The 16,527-nt window shown below is 72.8% G+C and carries 16 protein-coding genes; 7 read left to right on the forward strand and 9 right to left on the reverse strand.

Features of this window, described 5'->3' with window-relative positions; all coding sequences use genetic code 11:
* Positions 1-95 precede the first annotated feature (95 nt).
* Positions 96-590, forward strand: a complete 495-nt coding sequence (locus ABZT14_RS15585; protein ID WP_356301995.1) for an XRE family transcriptional regulator — start codon at positions 96-98, stop codon at positions 588-590.
* Positions 591-786: 196 nt separating this feature from the next.
* On the opposite strand, the gene ABZT14_RS15590 is transcribed toward ABZT14_RS15585, so the two are convergent.
* On the reverse strand, positions 787-1,311 hold the full coding sequence (locus ABZT14_RS15590; protein ID WP_356301998.1) for a GNAT family N-acetyltransferase: 525 nt from the start codon (positions 1,309-1,311) through the stop codon (positions 787-789).
* Positions 1,312-1,362: 51 nt separating this feature from the next.
* Complete coding sequence (locus ABZT14_RS15595) at positions 1,363-1,947, reverse strand: TetR/AcrR family transcriptional regulator (protein ID WP_356302001.1); 585 nt, start codon at positions 1,945-1,947, stop codon at positions 1,363-1,365.
* Positions 1,948-2,048: 101 nt separating this feature from the next.
* Here ABZT14_RS15595 and ABZT14_RS15600 point away from each other — a divergent pair, with 101 nt between their 5' ends.
* The 3 genes from ABZT14_RS15600 (at position 2,049) to ABZT14_RS15610 (ending at position 4,607) form a co-directional block, all read left to right on the forward strand.
* Positions 2,049-2,969 carry an NmrA family NAD(P)-binding protein gene (locus ABZT14_RS15600; RefSeq protein ID WP_356302003.1) on the forward strand — a complete coding sequence of 307 codons (921 nt, stop codon included), beginning with the start codon at positions 2,049-2,051 and terminating at the stop codon, positions 2,967-2,969.
* 84 nt (positions 2,970-3,053) lie between these two features.
* A complete protein-coding gene (locus tag ABZT14_RS15605; RefSeq protein ID WP_356302006.1) occupies positions 3,054-3,920 on the forward strand; it encodes a DNA-formamidopyrimidine glycosylase family protein in 867 nt (288 codons plus the stop codon).
* 93 nt (positions 3,921-4,013) lie between these two features.
* The gene (locus ABZT14_RS15610; protein ID WP_356302009.1) at positions 4,014-4,607 is read left to right on the forward strand and encodes a TIGR03086 family metal-binding protein; all 594 of its coding nucleotides are present in this window, start codon (positions 4,014-4,016) and stop codon (positions 4,605-4,607) included.
* A 51-nt stretch (positions 4,608-4,658) separates the two neighbouring features.
* Here ABZT14_RS15610 and ABZT14_RS15615 read toward each other — a convergent pair whose 3' ends face one another.
* Positions 4,659-6,452: a siderophore-interacting protein gene (locus tag ABZT14_RS15615; protein ID WP_356302012.1), complete on the reverse strand. Its 1,794-nt coding sequence runs from the start codon at positions 6,450-6,452 to the stop codon at positions 4,659-4,661.
* Between the two features lie 34 nt (positions 6,453-6,486).
* On the reverse strand, positions 6,487-7,470 hold the full coding sequence (locus ABZT14_RS15620) for an ABC transporter substrate-binding protein (RefSeq protein ID WP_356302015.1): 984 nt from the start codon (positions 7,468-7,470) through the stop codon (positions 6,487-6,489).
* A 62-nt stretch (positions 7,471-7,532) separates the two neighbouring features.
* On the opposite strand from ABZT14_RS15620, the gene ABZT14_RS15625 reads away from it, so the two are divergent.
* Genes ABZT14_RS15625 through ABZT14_RS15635 form a run of 3 tightly spaced genes read left to right on the forward strand, consistent with a single transcriptional unit; the run spans position 7,533 to position 10,379 of the window.
* Positions 7,533-8,549, forward strand: coding sequence for an iron ABC transporter permease (locus ABZT14_RS15625; RefSeq protein WP_356302018.1), 1,017 nt, complete (start codon positions 7,533-7,535; stop codon positions 8,547-8,549).
* Complete coding sequence (locus tag ABZT14_RS15630) at positions 8,546-9,598, forward strand: iron ABC transporter permease (RefSeq protein WP_356302021.1); 1,053 nt, start codon at positions 8,546-8,548, stop codon at positions 9,596-9,598. The genes ABZT14_RS15625 and ABZT14_RS15630 overlap by 4 nt, the downstream gene beginning before the upstream one ends.
* Positions 9,591-10,379, forward strand: coding sequence for an ABC transporter ATP-binding protein (locus tag ABZT14_RS15635; RefSeq protein WP_356302024.1), 789 nt, complete (start codon positions 9,591-9,593; stop codon positions 10,377-10,379). Before ABZT14_RS15630 ends, ABZT14_RS15635 begins: the two co-directional genes overlap by 8 nt.
* A 106-nt stretch (positions 10,380-10,485) precedes the next feature.
* On the opposite strand, the gene ABZT14_RS15640 is transcribed toward ABZT14_RS15635, so the two are convergent.
* From ABZT14_RS15640 to ABZT14_RS15660, 5 genes are all read right to left on the reverse strand, one after another.
* Entirely contained in the window at positions 10,486-11,541 is a 1,056-nt protein-coding gene (locus ABZT14_RS15640; RefSeq protein ID WP_356302027.1) for a sugar phosphate isomerase/epimerase family protein, read from the reverse strand.
* Between the two features lie 9 nt (positions 11,542-11,550).
* Positions 11,551-12,705: a Gfo/Idh/MocA family oxidoreductase gene (locus tag ABZT14_RS15645; RefSeq protein ID WP_356302030.1), complete on the reverse strand. Its 1,155-nt coding sequence runs from the start codon at positions 12,703-12,705 to the stop codon at positions 11,551-11,553.
* A 180-nt stretch (positions 12,706-12,885) separates the two neighbouring features.
* Positions 12,886-13,938 (reverse strand): substrate-binding domain-containing protein, encoded by a 1,053-nt coding sequence (locus ABZT14_RS15650; protein WP_356302032.1) that lies wholly within the window; start codon positions 13,936-13,938, stop codon positions 12,886-12,888.
* On the reverse strand, positions 13,935-14,939 hold the full coding sequence (locus ABZT14_RS15655; protein ID WP_356302270.1) for an ABC transporter permease: 1,005 nt from the start codon (positions 14,937-14,939) through the stop codon (positions 13,935-13,937). The genes ABZT14_RS15650 and ABZT14_RS15655 overlap by 4 nt, the downstream gene beginning before the upstream one ends.
* A complete protein-coding gene (locus ABZT14_RS15660) occupies positions 14,936-16,450 on the reverse strand; it encodes a sugar ABC transporter ATP-binding protein (protein ID WP_356302036.1) in 1,515 nt (504 codons plus the stop codon). Before ABZT14_RS15660 ends, ABZT14_RS15655 begins: the two co-directional genes overlap by 4 nt.
* Positions 16,451-16,527 lie beyond the last annotated feature (77 nt).

Here is a 16,527-nt window from a genome sequence, read left to right on the forward strand (position 1 = left end):
TCTAGGTTTGCAGAGCTGTGCACTGTCAACAGCTCCTCCCCTTAAGGGTCGTTAAGATGCCGCCCGTGAAAAACCGAACGGTGGAGGTGGGAGCGGTGCCAGACCCCGAGGAGAGACCGACCCTGGCCGAGAACCTGGACAGACTCTTCGACAGCGTCCGGCCCATGGGCCCGTTGGGGCCGCCGTACACCAACGAGGAGGTCGCCACCGCCGTCAAGCAGGCCGACCCCTCCATACGCGTCGGCGGCGCCTACCTCTCCGCCCTGCGCAAGGGCACCAAGAAGAACCCCTCCACCGAACTCCTCACCGCGCTCGCCCGGTTCTTCGGCGTGCCCTCCTCCTACCTGCTGGACAAGACCGTGCCCGCCAGCGCCGACGCCGAGATCGAACTGGCCCGGGTCGCCCACAACCTGGAGGTGCGCAAACTCGCCCTGCGCGCCCTGGAGTTGTCCCCCGAGGGGCTGGCGACCGTCAGCCGGCTCGTGGAGGAGGTCCTGGAGGGTGGCGCCGTAAGCGGCGTCGAAGGCGGCGGTCCGGTACCGGGTGGCACTCCCCCGGAAGCCACCGCCTCCCCGGTCGGCGAGGCCTGACCGAAGGCCTGACCGAAGGCCTTACCGCCACCCCGAGGAGCCACCGCCCCCGGCCGGAGTGCCCTCCCGGGACCCCGACTCCGGCCACCGGATCCCGCCCCGTCCACCTCCCCGACTCCCGCGCCCGGTCGCCGCGTTGAGCCCACCGGGGCCCCGACGCCCGTACCGCGAGGTCCGCACCGGGGAGGGGAACCCCTCACTCCCCGGTACGCCGGTACCGCAGTTCGGTGACCACCCCGTTGACGAAGGCGCCGAAGGTGTCGCGCCGGGTGCCGCCGTCCGCGACGTAGCCGTGGGAGGCGTAGAAGCGTCGGGCCCGGAGGTTGTCCTCGAACACCCACAGCGTCAGGGTGTCGAACCCCCGCTCGACGGCCCGGGAGTGCAGAGCCCGCACCAGCTGTGTACCGATGCCGTGTCCGGTGAGGTCGGGGTGGACGTAGAGGGCGTAGACCTCGCCCACCCCCGGGGACGCCTCGTCCCGCTCAGGCCCCAGGCAGCCCCAACCGACCACCTCGGCGCGGTCGTTGACCGCGACCAGGTTGAGCACCCGGCCAGACGAGCGCCGGAACCACGAGCGGCGGGACCGGGCGTCCTCCTCGACGGTCATGCCCTCCAGGTACGACGCGGGCACCATGCCGGCGTAGGCCGCCCGCCAGCCCCGGACCCGCACCGTGGAGACCCCCTCGATGTCCGCTTCCGTCATCTCCCGTACGCGCACCATCCGGTCACCGTAGATCAGTCGGGTACGTACGGGATCACGGGCGCCCGCGCCTCAGCGGGACCTCCGGTGGGGTTCTGGGCCCGTCGGGCTGAGCCCCTCGACGGCGAGAGCCAGGAGGCGGTCGGCCTGGACGGCGGGGCGGGCGTGGTGCTCGGTGGCCAGGGCGATACCGGCGACCAGGGTGACCAGGTCGTGGAAGGTCACGTCCGGCTTCACGGCACCGTCGCGCTGGGCGTGCCGGAGCAGGGGGGCCGCCGCCTCCTCCAGCGTCGCGCCACAGGAGTGGTCGGCCGGGGTCTCGGTGGGGGGCTCGTAGGTGAGGGCGTCGGCGAGCCCCCGGGCGGAGACCGCGTACTCCAGGAAGTCCCCCAGCCAGTCCAGCAGCGCGCCGCGACCGTCGTCCGCGTCGACCAGTTCCCGCGCCCGCCCGCACAGGGACTGGACGCGTTCCCGGAAGACGGCTTCCAGGAGGGCCTGCCGGGTGGGGAAGTGCCGGCGCACGGTCGCGGAGCCGACGCCGGCGGTGCGGGCGACCTGTTCCAGGGAGGCGGCGGCGCCGTGTCGGGCGACCTCCTCCTCCGCCACGGCGAGGATGCGCTGACGGTTGCGGCGCGCGTCGGAGCGTTGACCGGTCACATGCTCTCCTCGTTGCTAAACGGCGGGCCCCGCCATATCGTAGCGAACGAGAAACGGCGGACCCCGCCGTTTTGCTGTCCGTGCCCCGAGGAGACCTCACCATGACCCCAGACACCGCCCCCGTACTGGTCACCGGCGCCACCGGACGCCAGGGCGGAGCCGTCGCCCGGGCGCTGCTGGCCCGGGCCACCCCCGTACGGGCACTGGTGCGCGACCCGCACTCCCCCCGGGCGCGGGCGGTCGAGGCGCTCGGCGCCGAGCTGGTGACCGGCGACCTGTCCGACCGGTCCTCGCTGGACCCGGCGTGCGCGGGCGTCCGCGCGGTGTTCTCGGTCCAGATGCCGCCGATGACCGAGACCAGCGTCGACTTCGCCGCCGAACGCGCCCAGGCCTTCCATCTGATCGAGGCGGCACGCGCCTCGGGAGTGGGCCAGTTCGTCCAGTCCTCCACCAGCGGAGTCGGCCGCCACACCGAGACCCCGGGCTGGGCGGAGGGCCACTGGGCGGACATGAGCGCGTACTTCGACACCAAGCAGGCCATCCTGGAACGGGTACGCGCGGCGGGCTTCGCCCGCTGGACCGTGGTCAAGCCCGCGTTCTTCATGGAGAACCTGCCGCAACTCGCGCCCCACGGCCCGGAGGGCGGCCTGCTGACGGTGCTCCAGCCGGACACCACCGTGGCACTGGTGGCCTGCCAGGACATCGGCGCCGCCGTCGCCCACGCGGTGGCGGACCCCGACCGCTTCCACCAGGTGGAACTCGAACTGGCCGGCGACCTGCTCACCACCCGGCAGATCACCGAGGTGCTGTCCGAGGTGTGGGGCGTGCCCGTACCGGTGCCCTCGATGACGCTGGAGGAGGCCCTCGCGGCGGGGATGCCCGGCTGGGGAGCCGGACACCGCTGGACCAACGCCGTCGTCCAGCCGGCCCGCCCCGAGTTCGCCGAGGCGCTCGGGGTTCCGGTGACCACCTTCGCCCGCTGGGCCCACCAGCACCTCGCCCCGGCGGCCAGCGCGGGCTGAGGGAGGCGGTACTGCCCGGCGCTGCCCGGTGCTGCCCAGGCCGGCCGAGCGGCGGGACCCGGGTCGCTGGGCCACACTGGGGTCATGCCCGAGCTGCCCGAGGTGGAGGCCCTGCGCCAGCTGCTGGCCGACCGGCTGGTGGGGCGGCGCGTACTGCGCGTACAGCCCTGGGCGATCAGCGTGCTCAAGACCTACGACCCGCCGGTGGACGCCCTGGAGGGGCGCGAGGTGGACGGGGTCGGGCGCTGGGGCAAGTTCCTCCAGGTGCGCTGCGGCGAACTGTCCCTGGTGACACATCTCGCCCGGGCCGGCTGGCTGCGCTGGTACGACAGCCTGCCGGCCGACCCCAAGCGGCCCGGCAGGGGCCCGCTGGCCCTGCGCCTGCGGCTGGCCGAACCGGAGGGCGCGGGCTTCGACCTGACCGAGGCCGGTACCCAGAAGCGGCTGGCGGTGTACGTGGTGTCCGATCCCCAACAGGTGCCGGGGATCGCCCGGTTGGGGCCCGATCCCCTCGACGAGGAGTTCACCCGGGAGACGCTGGCCCGACTGGTGACGGGAGAACGGCGCCGGATCAAGGGGCTGCTACGCGACCAGTCGACACTGGCCGGCGTCGGCAACGCCTACTCGGACGAGATCCTGCACCGTGCCCGGATGTCCCCGTACAAGCTGGCCGGCGACCTGGACGAGGAGCAGGTGGACCGGCTGTACCAGGCGACGCGGGACACCCTCGGCGAGGCGGTCGAACGGTCCCGTGGGGTGAGCGCCGGGCGGCTGAAGTCGGAGAAGCGCGGCGGGATGCGGGTGCACGGGCGTACCGGGGAGCCCTGCCCGGTCTGCGGGGACACCGTCCGCGAGGTGTCCTTCCACGACTCCTCGATGCAGTACTGCCCGACCTGCCAGACCGGCGGCAGGCTCCTCGCGGACCGTCGGATGTCGCGGCTGCTGAAGTGACCGCGATGACTTCCGGCCTCCCGCCCCGTCTCCACTGACACGCACCCGCGCGGGTGCGCCGACGCGGAGAGCGAGACGAGGAGCCGAGACGTCATGAACCCACAGGTGGACCCGCACCCCCTCGCCCGGCAGGTGGCCCAGCTGCTGCCCGGGGTGAGCGACGACCAGCTGGACGCGCCCACGCCCTGCGAGGACTACCCGGTGGCCGCGCTGCTGGCCCACCTGCTGGGCCTGTCCCGGGCGTTCCGGGACGCGGCGCGCAAGGAGAACACCGAGTGGACCGCCACCGATCCCGGGCGGGCCACCCCCGTCCTGGACCCCCGGTGGCGGGACGAACTCCCCCGCGCCCTGCGGGAGGTGGCCGACGCCTGGCGGGACCCGGAGGCGTGGCGGGGCGAGACCCAGGCCGGTGCGATCACCCTGCCCGGCGAGGTGGCCGGCCAGGTGGCGGTCAACGAACTGCTGGTGCACGGCTGGGACCTGGCCCGGGCCACCGGGCAGCGGTGGGAGCCGGACGAGTCCGCGCTCCAGGTCTCGTACGGTCTGCTGGGCGCCAGCACCGACCCCGAGGGGCGGTCGGGGATGTTCGGTCCGGTGGTGCCGGTGCCGGACACCGCTTCGCTGCTGGACCGGGCGGTGGGCCTCAGCGGCCGTGACCCCGGCTGGGCGCCGAACGGCCGTACCTGAGGGCCGGGTTGCCGGGTCCGTGGCGCGGGAGACCCGGCAACCCGGGGTCTGTCAGCGGGCCGCCCGCAGTTCGACCAGGTGCAGGGTGTCCCGCAGGGGCCGGGCCTCGACCAGTTCCAGGCCGGCCCGGGCGGCCAGCGCGGCGAACTCGTCCCGGTCGCGTTCCCCGCTGCCGAAGACGGCGTACATCTGGAGGTCGAAGTCCACGTCGTGGTGGTCGTCCGACGCGCTGGCCAGGCGCTCCACCAGGTACACCGGACGGTCCCCGGCCGCCTCGGCCACCCCGCGCAGGATCGCCACCACCTCAGCGTCCGGCCAGTCGTGCAGGACCTGCGCCAGCAGGTACAGGTCGCCGTCCTTGGGCAGGGGCGCGAAGAAGCTCTGTTCGGCGAGGGTCGCCCGGTCCAGCAACCCGGCCTCGTCCAGGGCCGCTCGGGCCCGCGCGGCGGTGGTCGGCAACTCCACCAGGGTGCCGCGTGCGGTGGGGTGGGCGGACAGCGCGGCGGCCAGCAGGGTGCCGGTGCCCCCGCCGACGTCCACCAGGTGACGGTCGGCCAGGTCCAGTGCCGCGACCACCTCGGCCGCCCAGTCGCCGGACCAGTTCGCCAGCCCCTGGTCGAAGGTGCGGCCCAACCTGTCGTCCCCGGCCAGCTCCTCCCAGAAGCTGTGCCCCCGCGCCGCGGTGAACCCGGACTCCCCGGTACGCACCGCGTGGACCAGTCCCGGCCAGGCGTCGTCCAGCCGGGCGTGACCGTTGCGGTGGTCCAGCATCGCCCGGGGCCGCTCCTCCAGCAGCACCGACCCCTGGGGGGTGAGGGCCACCGCGCCGTCGGCGCCCAGGGTGACGTACCCCTCGTGGGCCAGCACCCGCAGCACCTTGGCCACTCCCCGGGGCTGGGCCCCGGCCCCCTCGGCGAGCCGGTCGACCCGGTCGTGCCCCTCGGCCAGCAGTTCGGGCAGGTCCAGGGTGAAGGCGGCGCGCAGGGCGTAGGGCACCGCCAGGGAGGCGGAGTGCCGTAGCCGGTGCAGGGCCTGGGCCATCTCCTTCTGGGACTGGCCGGCGCGCCAGTAGCCGGCGATGTCGGTGTAGCCGGCGGCCACCTGGCGCTCCTGTTTGAACCAGCGCCGCAGGGGGCGCAGCATCCCGGCCTCACCGGCCGCCCAGGCGTACACCTGTCCCTGGTGCCAGGGCGCCGAGGTCACCGCGTCCATCAGGGCGTCGGGGCCGGCGGTGTCCCGGTGCACCCAGGTCAGGTGCAGGTCGGTCTGGTGGTCGAACCGCTGCTCCTCGCTGGCGGTGGGGACGGACACCACCGCGGTGACCGGGGTGCCGGCGGGCAGCTCCTCGATCCTGCGGGCGATGGCCGGCAGGGCCGTCTCGTCGCCGACCAGGAAGTACCAGTCGATTCCCGGCGGCAGTACGGTCGTTCCCCGGGGGCCGGCCACGTGGATCCGTTCCCCGGGGCGCACCCGTTGGGCCCACTCGGCGGCCAGGCCGCCGTCGTGCCGTACGAAGTCCAGCTCCAGGCGCCGGGCCTCGGGGTCGTACCGCCGTGGGGTGTAGTCCCGGGCCCGACCCAGGGACTCGGGCGTCCAGTCCAGGTGGCCGTCGTCCTGGGCGGGTGGCGCGATGTCGGGGTCGGCGGGGTCGAGGATCACCAGCTTGACGTGGTCGTCGGCGTTCTCGGTGCGGAACGGTTCGACCTGGTGGCCGTTCGCCTCGAAGGCGCCGAGCTGGTCGCCGGTGAGCACCACCCTGCGCATCAGGGGGGTGACGTCGAAGGCTTCGCGTACCTCCAACTCCCTTACGTAGATGGGCCAGGCGCTGTGCTGCCGTCCCGCCATGTGTCCTCTTCCCCGCTCTCTCGGTGCCCCTGGGTCAGGAGTCGCGCTTGACCGGCTGGTACTTCTTGGCCGCCGCCCGTAGGTCGTCGACCTGCTTGTGGGCGCCCTGGAAGGTGTAGATGGTGCCCGAGGTGAGCGGGAACAGGTTGCCCGCCTTGACCGCCGGCAGCCGCTTGAAGGAGGCCGACTTCAGCAGCTTGTCGGTGCCGGGGGCGGGCTTGCCCTGGATGTCGACGTTGTAGAAGATCGCGTCGGCCCCGGACAGCTTGGGGATGTTCTCGCTGGAGAGTTCCTCGGCGTACCGCTTGGGCTTGGTGGCGTACCGCTCCAGGTAGCCGAAGCCGGCCGCGTCGATCCGCTGCCAGGTCAGGGACTTGCTGGTGTCCACGTAGGTGGGCCCGGAGGAGGTGGAGACGGACACCGCCTGGGCCTTGCCGATGGTGTTCCCGTGCCGCTTGGCGACCGCGCGCAGGGACTTCTCCAGGTCGGCGTTGCGGTCCTGGTAGTCGGTGGAGCGGCCGACGACCTTGGCGAGCTTGGGGTAGTTCTTCCACACGTCCGGCGGTTCGGCGATCTTGAAGATCACCGTGGGCGCGACCTTGGACAGTTCCTTGTAGTCGATGCTGAGTCCGCCGTTGTCCATGCCCACGATCAGGTCGGGCTTGGCGTCGATGACCTTCTCCACGTCGACGCCCTCGAAGTTACCCACCGTGGGCACCTTCTTCACCTTCGCGAACTTGGCGGCGGCCAGTTCGGTGTTGAGGAACTCGCCCTCCAGGGCGGCGACCGGCTTCACCCCGAGGTCGACGAGTTCGGCTCCGGTGCGCCACAGGGCCACCACCCGCTTGGGCTTGACGGGCACGTCCTTCACGTCGCCGCGCATGGTGCCGGTCACGGTGTGGGTCTCGCCACCCGATCCGGCGCTCCCGTCGTCGTCGGACCCGCCACAGGCGGCCAGGGTCAGCAGTGCCCCGGTGGCCACCAGGGCGACCCCGGCTCGTATGGTGCGTCTGTTCATCTCGTTCTCTCCCTCAGCAGGTACGACGGACCCGCGACGACGCTTAGGTTAGGCTAACCTACATGCACGTCAAGTTGAGTTCGAGGGCGGTTCGACTGTCCGCCGCCACCGGGCTGTTGGCGATCGGCACCGGGCTCGCGGCCCTCCTCAGCCTCTCGTTCGGCAGCAACTCCATCCCCTTCGGCGAGGTGCTCTCCGCCCTCACCACCCACGTGGACAGCGACCAGGCCACCGTCATCACCTCCCAGCGACTCCCCCGCACCCTGCTGGGCCTGATGGTCGGACTCGCCCTGGGCATGGCCGGCGCCCTGATGCAGGGTCACACTCGCAACCCCCTCGCCGACCCGGGCCTGTTCGGCGTCAACGCCGGAGCCGCCTTCGCCGTCGCCGCCCTCAGCTACGGGTTCGGGGTGACCTCCTCGGCCGCCACGGTGCTGGCCGCCCTGCTCGGCGCCGGCGCCACCTCGCTGGCCATCCTGGTGGTGGGGCTGCGCAGTCGGGGCAGCGGGGCACTGGTGATGCTGGCCATCACCGGGGCCACCCTCAGCGCGCTGTTGACCGCGCTTACCACCGCGCTGATCCTGCTGGACCAGCGCACCCTGGACGTGATGCGGTTCTGGCAGGTCGGCGCGCTCTCCGACCGCGACTACCAGATGGCCCTCCACGTCACCCCGCTGATCGCCCTGGGCTGCGTACTGGCCCTGTTCAACGCCTCCTCCCTCAACTCCCTCGGTCTGGGCGACGAGGTCGCCCAGTCGCTGGGCACCCGGGTACGCAGCAGCCGCATCGTCGGGATCACCGCCATCACCCTGCTCGCCGGACCCGCCACCGCGCTGTGCGGGCCCATCACCTTCCTCGGCCTCGTCGCCCCACACACCGCGCGGGCGTTGGCCCGGCACGACCAGCGCTGGCTGGTGCCGATGTCCGGGCTGGTGGGCGCCCTGGTGCTGCTGCTCGCCGACACCCTCGGCCGGGTCAGCGCCCGGCCCGGCGAACTCCAGGCCGGCATCGTGATGGCGGCCCTGGGCGCCCCGGTACTCCTCGCCCTGACCCGCCGCCGTCGACTGGTGGCGCTGTGACCGCCCGCCGGGGCGTACGCCTGGGCCCGGTCGGACTGCGCCTCACCCACCGCGCCCTGTACGCCACCGTGGCGGTACTGGCGCTGCTCCTCCTGGGCTGCTGGATCGCCCTGTTCACCGGCGACCTCGACCTGTCCACATCCCGGGTGTGGGCCACCCTCGGCGGTGACGGGACCACCGTGGAGCGACTGGTGGTCGTCGACCGGCGGCTGGCCCGTACCCTCGCCGCCCTGCTGATCGGCTTCGCGCTGGGCTGCGCGGGGGCGCTCACCCAGTCCATCACCCGCAACCCCATCGCCAGCCCGGACATCCTGGGCGTGACCTCCGGGGCCAGCTTCTTCGCGGTGGTCCTGGTCACCCGGCCCGAGATCACCTCCTCGGTCGCCGACCGCGCCCCCGCCGAACTGGTCGCGCCCGCCGCCCTGTTGGGCGGGCTGCTGACCACGGCCTGCATCCTCGCCCTGTCCTGGCGCGGCGGCTTCGACGGACTCCGGCTGATCCTGGTGGGGCTGAGCGTCAACTCGCTCACCCTGGCCGGGGTGGCCTGGCTGCTCACCCGGGCCGAGATGGCCGAGGCCCAGGCGGCCACCCGCTGGCTCAGCGGCTCGCTCAACGGCGCCCGGATGCCGGAGGTGCTGATGATGGCCCCGGTGATGGCGGGCGGGCTGCTGCTGTGCCTGATGCTGGCTCGGGACCTGGCCGCCCTGCGGATGGGGCGCGACCTGGCCCCGGCGTTGGGCACCGCCCCGGCCCGTACCGAGGGACTGGCGCTGCTGGTCGCGGTGGTGCTGGTGTCCGTGGCGACCGCGGTGGCCGGCCCGGTGTCGTTCGTCGCCTTCATCGCACCCCAGGCGGCGATGCGGGCCTTCGGCACCGCCGGCCCGCCCCCGGTGGCCGGCGGACTCATCGGCGCGCTGCTGGTGTTGGGGGCCGACCTGGTCGGCTCCCGGCTGCCGGCCGAGCTGCCGGTGGGGGTGCCCACCGCCGTGATCGGGGCGCCGTTCCTGTTGTACCTGTTGATCCAACACCGGCGGAGAACCAGTGTCTGAGACCAGCCCCCTGGCGGCACGCCAGATCAGCGCCGGCTACGGACGGCGCACCGTACTCACCGACCTGACCCTGGAGGTGCCCCGCTCCCGGGTCACCACCGTCATCGGCGCCAACGGGTGCGGCAAGTCCACCCTGTTGCGGGTGCTGTCCCGGCTGCTGACCCCCGGTTCGGGCACGGTCACCCTGGAGGGGCGCGACCTCGCGGCGCTGCGCCCCCGGGAGTTGGCCACCCGGCTGGCGCTGCTGCCGCAGAACCCGGTCGCCCCGGAGGGGATGACGGTAGCGGACCTGGCGGCGCGCGGCAGGCAGCCGCACCAGCCGTGGTACCGCCGCTGGAGCGAGGAGGACGAGCGGATCGCCTCCGAGGCGATGGAGGCCACCGGGGTGGCCGAACTGGCCGAGACACCGCTGGACGAGCTGTCCGGCGGGCAACGCCAACGGGCCTGGCTGGCCATGGCGTTGGCACAGCAGACCGAGGTGCTGCTGTTGGACGAGCCGACCACCCACCTGGACATGGCCCACGCGGTGGAGGTGCTGGACCTGGTGGTGCGGATGTGCCGGGAGACCGACCGCACCATCGTGATGGTGTTGCACGACCTGTCGCTCGCGGCCCGGTACAGCGACCACCTGGTGGTGCTCCGGGACGGCCGCCTGGTCACCGAGGGAGCCCCGGAGACCGTGATGACCTCGGCCATGCTGTGGGAGGTCTTCGGGTTGCGGGCCCACGTGTTCCCCGACCCCGAGGAGCGCCTCCCCACCGTGGTGCCGGCCCGGGGCTGAGGCCCGGGCGCCGCCGGCTCGTCTCCGGCCCGGACGTCACGGTGCGGGGCACCGCCCCCGGGGTCGGTCCCCCGTACTCGCCCGGGTACGGGGAACCCCCACCGACCTACGAGGCCGGGTCGGTGGTCGAGGGGGCGGAGGCACCCCGGGAGGCGCCCCGGGAGGCACCGTCGAAAGCGGCGTCGAAGGCGGCCGTGGGCGGGGCGAAGTCGTAGGCCTTGAGGGTGCGCAGCGCCTCCGGCGCGCCCTGGAGCCGGTCCATGCCGGCGTCCTCCCACTCCACGGAGATCGGCCCCCGGTAGTCGATGGAGCGGAGCATACGGAACACGTCCTCCCAGGCCACCTCGCCGTGGCCGGCGGAGACGAAGTCCCAGCCGCGACGGGGGTCGCCCCAGGGCAGGTGGGACCCCAGACGTCCGTTGCGGCCGTCCAGGCGGCGACGGGCCTCCTTGCAGTCCACGTGGTAGATCCGGTCCCGGAAGTCGTAGAGGAAGCCCACCGGGTCCAGGTCCTGCCAGACGAAGTGGCTGGGGTCGAAGTTGAGCCCGAAGGCCGGCCGGTGGTCGACGGCCTCCAGGGCGCGGTGGGTGGTCCAGTAGTCGTAGGCGATCTCTCCGGGGTGCACCTCGTGGGCGAAGCGCACCCCCTCGGTGTCGAAGACGTCCAGCACGGGGTTCCAGCGCTCCGCGAAGTCGGCGTACCCGCGCTCGATCATGTGCGGGGGTACCGGCGGGAACATGGCGACCAGGTGCCAGATGGAGGAGCCGGTGAAGCCCACCACGGTGTCCACCCCGAAGGCGGCGGCGGCCCGGGCGGTGTCGGCCATCTCGGCGGCGGCCCGGCGGCGTACCCCCTCCGGTTCGCCGTCGCCCCAGATCCGCGCGGGGACGATGGCCTGGTGCCGCTCGTCGATGGGGTGGTCGCACACCGCCTGGCCGACCAGGTGGTTGGACAGGGCCCAGCAGCGCAGTCCGTAGCGTTCCAGCAGGCGGTGCCGGCCCGCCAGGTAGTCCGGCTCGGACAGCGCCCGGTCGACCTCGAAGTGGTCGCCCCAGCAGGCGAGTTCGAGTCCGTCGTAGCCGAAGTCGCGGGCCAGCCGGCAGACCTCCTCCAGCGGCAGGTCGGCCCACTGGCCGGTGAAGAGGGTGAAGGGTCGTGGCATTCCGGGCTCCTATACGGGGGTGTGGACGCTGTTGCTCGCGGCGCTCTCCTCCACGGCGGCCAGCACCCGCTGCACCTGGAGCCCGTCCTCGAAGGAGGGGCTCGGCCGGTTGCCCTTCGCGAGGTGGTCCAGCAGGTCGCGGGCCTGGTGGGTGAAGGTGTGCTCGTAGCCGAGCCCGTGGCCGGGCGGCCACCAGCCCTCCAGGTAGGGGTGGGTGGGCTCGGTGACCTGGATGCGACGGAAGCCGGCCTCGGCCGGGTCGAGGGTGTGGTCGTGGTAGCGCAGCTCGTTGAGGCGTTCCAGGTCGAAGGTCAACGCCCCCCGGTCGCCGTAGAGTTCGACGGTCAGCGCGTTCTTGCGGCCGGCGGCGACCCGGCTGACCTCCACCGAGGCCAGTGCCCCGCCCTCCAGTCGGGCGGTGAACTGTGCCGCGTCGTCCACGGTGACCGCCCCGGTGGCTCCCGAACCGTCGGGCAGCGGGCGTTCGGTGACGAAGGTGTGCGTCCGGCCCGAGACCCCCACCACCCGTTGCCCGCTGAGGTGTTGGGCCAGGTCCACCGCGTGCGCCCCGAGGTCACCCAGGGCGCCGGAGCCGGCCGCCTCCCGGCGCAGCCGCCAGGTCAGGGGGTGGTCGGGGTCGGTCAGCCAGTCCTGGAGGTAGCCGATCCGCAGCTGTCTGAGGGTGCCCAGCCGGCCCTGGGCGACCAGGCGTCGGGCGAGGGCGAGGGCGGGGGTGCGGCGGTAGTTGAAGCCGACCATCGCCTGTTGGCCCCGGTGGCGGGCCCGTTCGGCGGCGGCCACCATCGCCTCGGCCTCCTCCACCGAGTTGGCCAGCGGTTTCTCGCACAGTACGTGTTTGCCGGCGTCCAGGGCGGCCACGGCGATCCGGGCGTGACTGTCGCCGGGGGTGCACACGTCGACCAGGTCGATGTCGTCCCGTTCGACCAGGGCGCGCCAGTCGGTCTCGGTGTGCGCCCAGCCCAGCCGGTCGGCGGCGGCGCGTACGGCTCCGGCGTCGCGTCCGCACAGGGCGGTCAGCTCCGGGCGCAGTGGCGGGTCGAAGACCCGGCCGACGGTGCGCCAGGCCAGGGAGTGGGCGGCGCCCATGAAGGCGTAACCCACCATGCCCACACGGAGGGTGGGCGGGTTGGTGTCCTGCGGCATCGGGTTCCTTTCCCGTGGTGTGCCGGGGCGGGGGCGCTCCAGGGCGTGTCCTTCGGTTCGCTGGGGGGTGCGTGCTCCGGTGCCGTACCTCGCTCTGGCCGACGGCCGACGGCTCACGGCACCGGAACGCGCGCACCGCCCCTCCTCGGATCCGAACGACGCGTCCTGGCGGAGGCGGGGTCAGTCGAAACCGAGGGGGAGGTAGTCGCCGACGTTCTCCTTGGTGACCACGGCCGAGTAGAGGGTGAGCGAGCCGGGGATCTCCAGTTCGGCGAGTCCGCTGACGCCCCGTCCCTGGCCGAGGGCGCGGGCCAGGTCGATGGCGGAGGCCGCCATGGTGGGCGGGTAGAGCACGGTGGCCTTGAGGACGCCCTTGTCCGCCTTGATGGTGTCCATGGCGTGCCGGGAGCCGGCGCCCCCGACCATCAGGAACTCGTCCCGGTCGGCCTGGCGGATGGCCCGTTCGGCGCCGACTCCCTGGTCGTCGTCGTGGTTCCACAGGGCGTCGAAGCGGGGTACGGCCTGGAGCAGGGAGGACATCTTCTTCTGCCCGGACTCCACGGTGAACTCGGCGGCCTGGCGGGCGACCTTCTTGACGTGGGGGTAGTTCTTCAGCGCGTCGTCGAAGCCCCGGGTGCGTTCGCGGGTCAGTTCCAGGTTGTCCAGACCGGCCAGTTCGACGACCTTGGCGTCCTTCTTGTCCTTGAGACGTTCGCCGATGAACATCCCGGCGTTGAGGCCCATGCCGTAGTTGTCGCCGCCGATCCAACAGCGGTACGCCTGCGGGGAGTTGAACACCCGGTCCAGGTTGACCACCGGTATGCCGGCCCGCATGGCCTTCAGCCCCACGCGGGTGAGGGCCTTGCCGTCGGCGGGGAGGATGACCAGTACGTCGACCTTCTTGTTGATCAGCGTCTCGATCTGGCCGATCTGCTGGGCGGTGTCGTTGGAGCCCTCGGTGCTGACCAGGGTGACGTCCTCGTACTCCCCGGCCCGTTTCCTGCCCTGTTCGTTGATGGCGTTGAGCCAGCCGTGGTCGGCCTGCGGGCCGGCGAAGCCGATGGTGACCTTCTTGCCTGTCTTGTCGTCGGCGGCGTTGGCGGGCCGTCGGTCCTGGTCGGCCTTGTCGTTGTTCTCGTTGCTGGTGCATCCGGTGGCCAGCAGGGCGCCGACGGCGGCGGTGCCGAACAGGAGGTTTCTGCGGGAGGCGAGTGCGCGGGCTTCATCGGTCATGACGTGGTACGACCCTTCTGGACCAGTACGGCGGCGACGATGATCGCGCCCTTGGCGATCTGCTGTACGTCGCTCTGGAGGTTGTTGAGGGCGAACAGGTTGGTGATGGTGGTGAAGATCAGCACCCCGAGCACGGAGCCGGTGATGGTGCCGCGTCCCCCGCTGAGCAGGGTGCCGCCGATGATCGCGGCGGCGATGGCGTCCAGCTCGTAGAGGTTGCCGTTGGTGTTCTGGCCGGAGCCGGTGAGGACGACCAGCATGAACGCGGCGATGCCACAGCACAGCCCGGACAGCAGGTACAGCAGCAGCCGTTGCCGCCGTACCGCGATGCCGGCGAGCCGGGACGCCTCGGGGCTGCCCCCGACCGCCACGGTGCGGCGACCGAAGGTGGTGCGGTTCAGCAGCAGCCAGCCCAGCACGCTGACCGTGGCGAACACCCACACCAGCGGGGGTACGCCCAGGACGTAGGAGTCCGGCACCCCCAGGTCCAGCACCTCGGGCACGGTGACCACCTGGGTCTTGCCGTCGCTGATCTGGAGGGCCAGCCCCCGGGCGGAGGCGAACATGGCGAGGGTGGCGATGAAGGGCACCATCGGGCCGTAGGCGATCAGCGCGCCGTTGACCAGCCCGCAGCCGAGGCCGACCGCGACCGCGCAGAACAGTACGCCGGTCAGCCCGAAGTCCTGGGTGGCCAGGGTGGTCGCCCAGACCGAGGCGAGCGCCACGATGGCGCCCACCGACAGGTCGATGCCCCCGCCGATGATCACGAAGGTGACCCCGACGGTGACCACACCGATCACCGAGGCCTGGGTGAGGACCAGTTGGAGGTTGTCCACGGACAGGAACTCGTCGGGCCGGGTGAGGGCTCCGACCACGGTGAGCGCGGCCAGTACGGCCAGCAGGGACAGGTGGCGCAGGTCGACCCGGCCCAGGGCGGCGGGTCGCGGTGGACGGACGGGGAGTTTCCTCCCGGTGCCGTCCGGGCTGGTCGGGAGGCTCAGCACGTCGGGGTTCCTTCCATGACGAGGTCCAGGACCCGGTGTTCGTCCAGTTCCCGGGCCGGGGCGGTGTGGACGACCCGGCCCTCGCGCAGCACCAGCACCCGGTCGGCCAGGCCGAGGACCTCGGGCAGCTCGCTGGAGACCAGCAGGACGGCCAGCCCCTCGTTCGCCAGCGCGCGGATCGTGGCGTACAGCTCCGCGCGGGCGCCGACGTCGACGCCCCGGGTGGGTTCGTCCAGCAGCAGGACCCGGCAGCCGCGCAGCAACCAGCGGGCCAGCACCACCTTCTGCTGGTTGCCCCCGGACAGGGTGCGCACCGGGCGGTCCGGGTCGTCGGGGCTCAGGGACAGCTCGCGGGTACGTTCCCGGGCCGCCGCGCGTTCGGCTCCCCGGTCCAGCCAGCCGCCGGTGGAGAACCGGGGCAGTGCGGAGACGGTGACGTTGCGGGTGACCGACTTCAGCGACAGCAGGCCCTGGGCCTTGCGCTCCTCGGGGGCCAGCCCGATCCCGGCACGTACGGCGGCGACCACCGAACCGGGGCGCAGGGGCCGTCCGTTCACCAGTACCCGGCCGGTGGTGGAGCGGCGGGCGCCGTAGAGGGTCTCCAGGATCTCCGAGCGGCCGGAGCCCACCAGTCCGGCCAGGCCCACGATCTCCCCGGGGAACAGCTGGAGGTCCAGGGGCGCGAACTCCCCCCTGCGGCTGAGCCCCTCGGCCCGCAGTACGGGTTCGGCCGGCTCCCGCCCGCTCGGGCCGGGCGGGCGCTCGGGGTAGACCTCGCGGGCGGCCCGCCCGGTCATCAGGGCCACCACCCGGTCGGTGTCGGTGGTTTGGGCCGGCAACCCGCCGGCCACCACCCGGCCGTCCTTGAGCACCGAGACCCGGTCACCGATGCGGCGGATCTCCTCCAGCCGGTGGCTGATGTAGACCACGGCGACGCCCTCGGCGGTGAGATCGGCGACCACCCGGAAGAGGTTGTCCACCTCGTCGGGGTCCAACGCGGCCGAGGGCTCGTCCATCACCAGCAGCCGCACGCGGTGGGACAGGGCGCGTGCCATGGACACGATCTGCCGTGCGGCGGCGGGCAGTCGGCCCACCGGCATACGGGGGTCGATCTCGGGGTGGCCCAGTCTCCGCAGCAGCTCGGCGGTCTGGTCGTGCGCCCGCCGGGGGCGGAGGAACCCGTAGCGGGCGACCTCGTGGCCGAGGTGGACGTTCTCCTGGACCGACAGGTGCTCGACCAGGTCCAGTTCCTGGTAGAGGGTGGCGACGCCCAGCCGGGTGGCGGCGGCCGGACCGTCCAGCCGTACCTCCTCGCCGTCCCAGACGATCCGGCCGGCGTCGGGCTGGTGGGCGCCGGAGAGGACCTTGATCAGGGTCGACTTGCCGGCGCCGTTCTGCCCCAACAGGCAGTGCACCTCGCAGGGTTGGACCTCCAGGTCCACTCCGTCCAGGGCCCGTACCCCGGGGAAGGACTTGACGATGCCGGACATGGTCAGCAGCGGTGCCATACGGCCCTCCGTACGGGCTCGACGGACAGGGGCGCCCGGGTCCGGGCGGTGGTGCGGCCGTGCGGTGGTGCCGGCCC

The sequence above is a fragment of the Streptomyces sp. NPDC005438 genome (genome assembly GCF_040606315.1).
Taxonomy (GTDB): domain Bacteria; phylum Actinomycetota; class Actinomycetes; order Streptomycetales; family Streptomycetaceae; genus Streptomyces.

What these genes read in the sequence shown, in the direction of transcription:
- ABZT14_RS15590 (WP_356301998.1), bottom strand. Translation starts at nt 1,311, where the DNA reads ATGGTGCGCGTACGGGAGATGACGGAAGCGGACATCGAGGGGGTCTCC.
- ABZT14_RS15600 (WP_356302003.1), top strand. Translation starts at nt 2,049, where the DNA reads ATGACCCCAGACACCGCCCCCGTACTGGTCACCGGCGCCACCGGACGC.
- ABZT14_RS15605 (WP_356302006.1), top strand. Translation starts at nt 3,054, where the DNA reads ATGCCCGAGCTGCCCGAGGTGGAGGCCCTGCGCCAGCTGCTGGCCGAC.
- ABZT14_RS15610 (WP_356302009.1), top strand. Translation starts at nt 4,014, where the DNA reads ATGAACCCACAGGTGGACCCGCACCCCCTCGCCCGGCAGGTGGCCCAG.
- ABZT14_RS15615 (WP_356302012.1), bottom strand. Translation starts at nt 6,452, where the DNA reads ATGGCGGGACGGCAGCACAGCGCCTGGCCCATCTACGTAAGGGAGTTG.
- ABZT14_RS15620 (WP_356302015.1), bottom strand. Translation starts at nt 7,470, where the DNA reads ATGAACAGACGCACCATACGAGCCGGGGTCGCCCTGGTGGCCACCGGG.
- ABZT14_RS15625 (WP_356302018.1), top strand. Translation starts at nt 7,533, where the DNA reads ATGCACGTCAAGTTGAGTTCGAGGGCGGTTCGACTGTCCGCCGCCACC.
- ABZT14_RS15640 (WP_356302027.1), bottom strand. Translation starts at nt 11,541, where the DNA reads ATGCCACGACCCTTCACCCTCTTCACCGGCCAGTGGGCCGACCTGCCG.
- ABZT14_RS15645 (WP_356302030.1), bottom strand. Translation starts at nt 12,705, where the DNA reads ATGCCGCAGGACACCAACCCGCCCACCCTCCGTGTGGGCATGGTGGGT.
- ABZT14_RS15650 (WP_356302032.1), bottom strand. Translation starts at nt 13,938, where the DNA reads ATGACCGATGAAGCCCGCGCACTCGCCTCCCGCAGAAACCTCCTGTTC.
- ABZT14_RS15660 (WP_356302036.1), bottom strand. Translation starts at nt 16,450, where the DNA reads ATGGCACCGCTGCTGACCATGTCCGGCATCGTCAAGTCCTTCCCCGGG.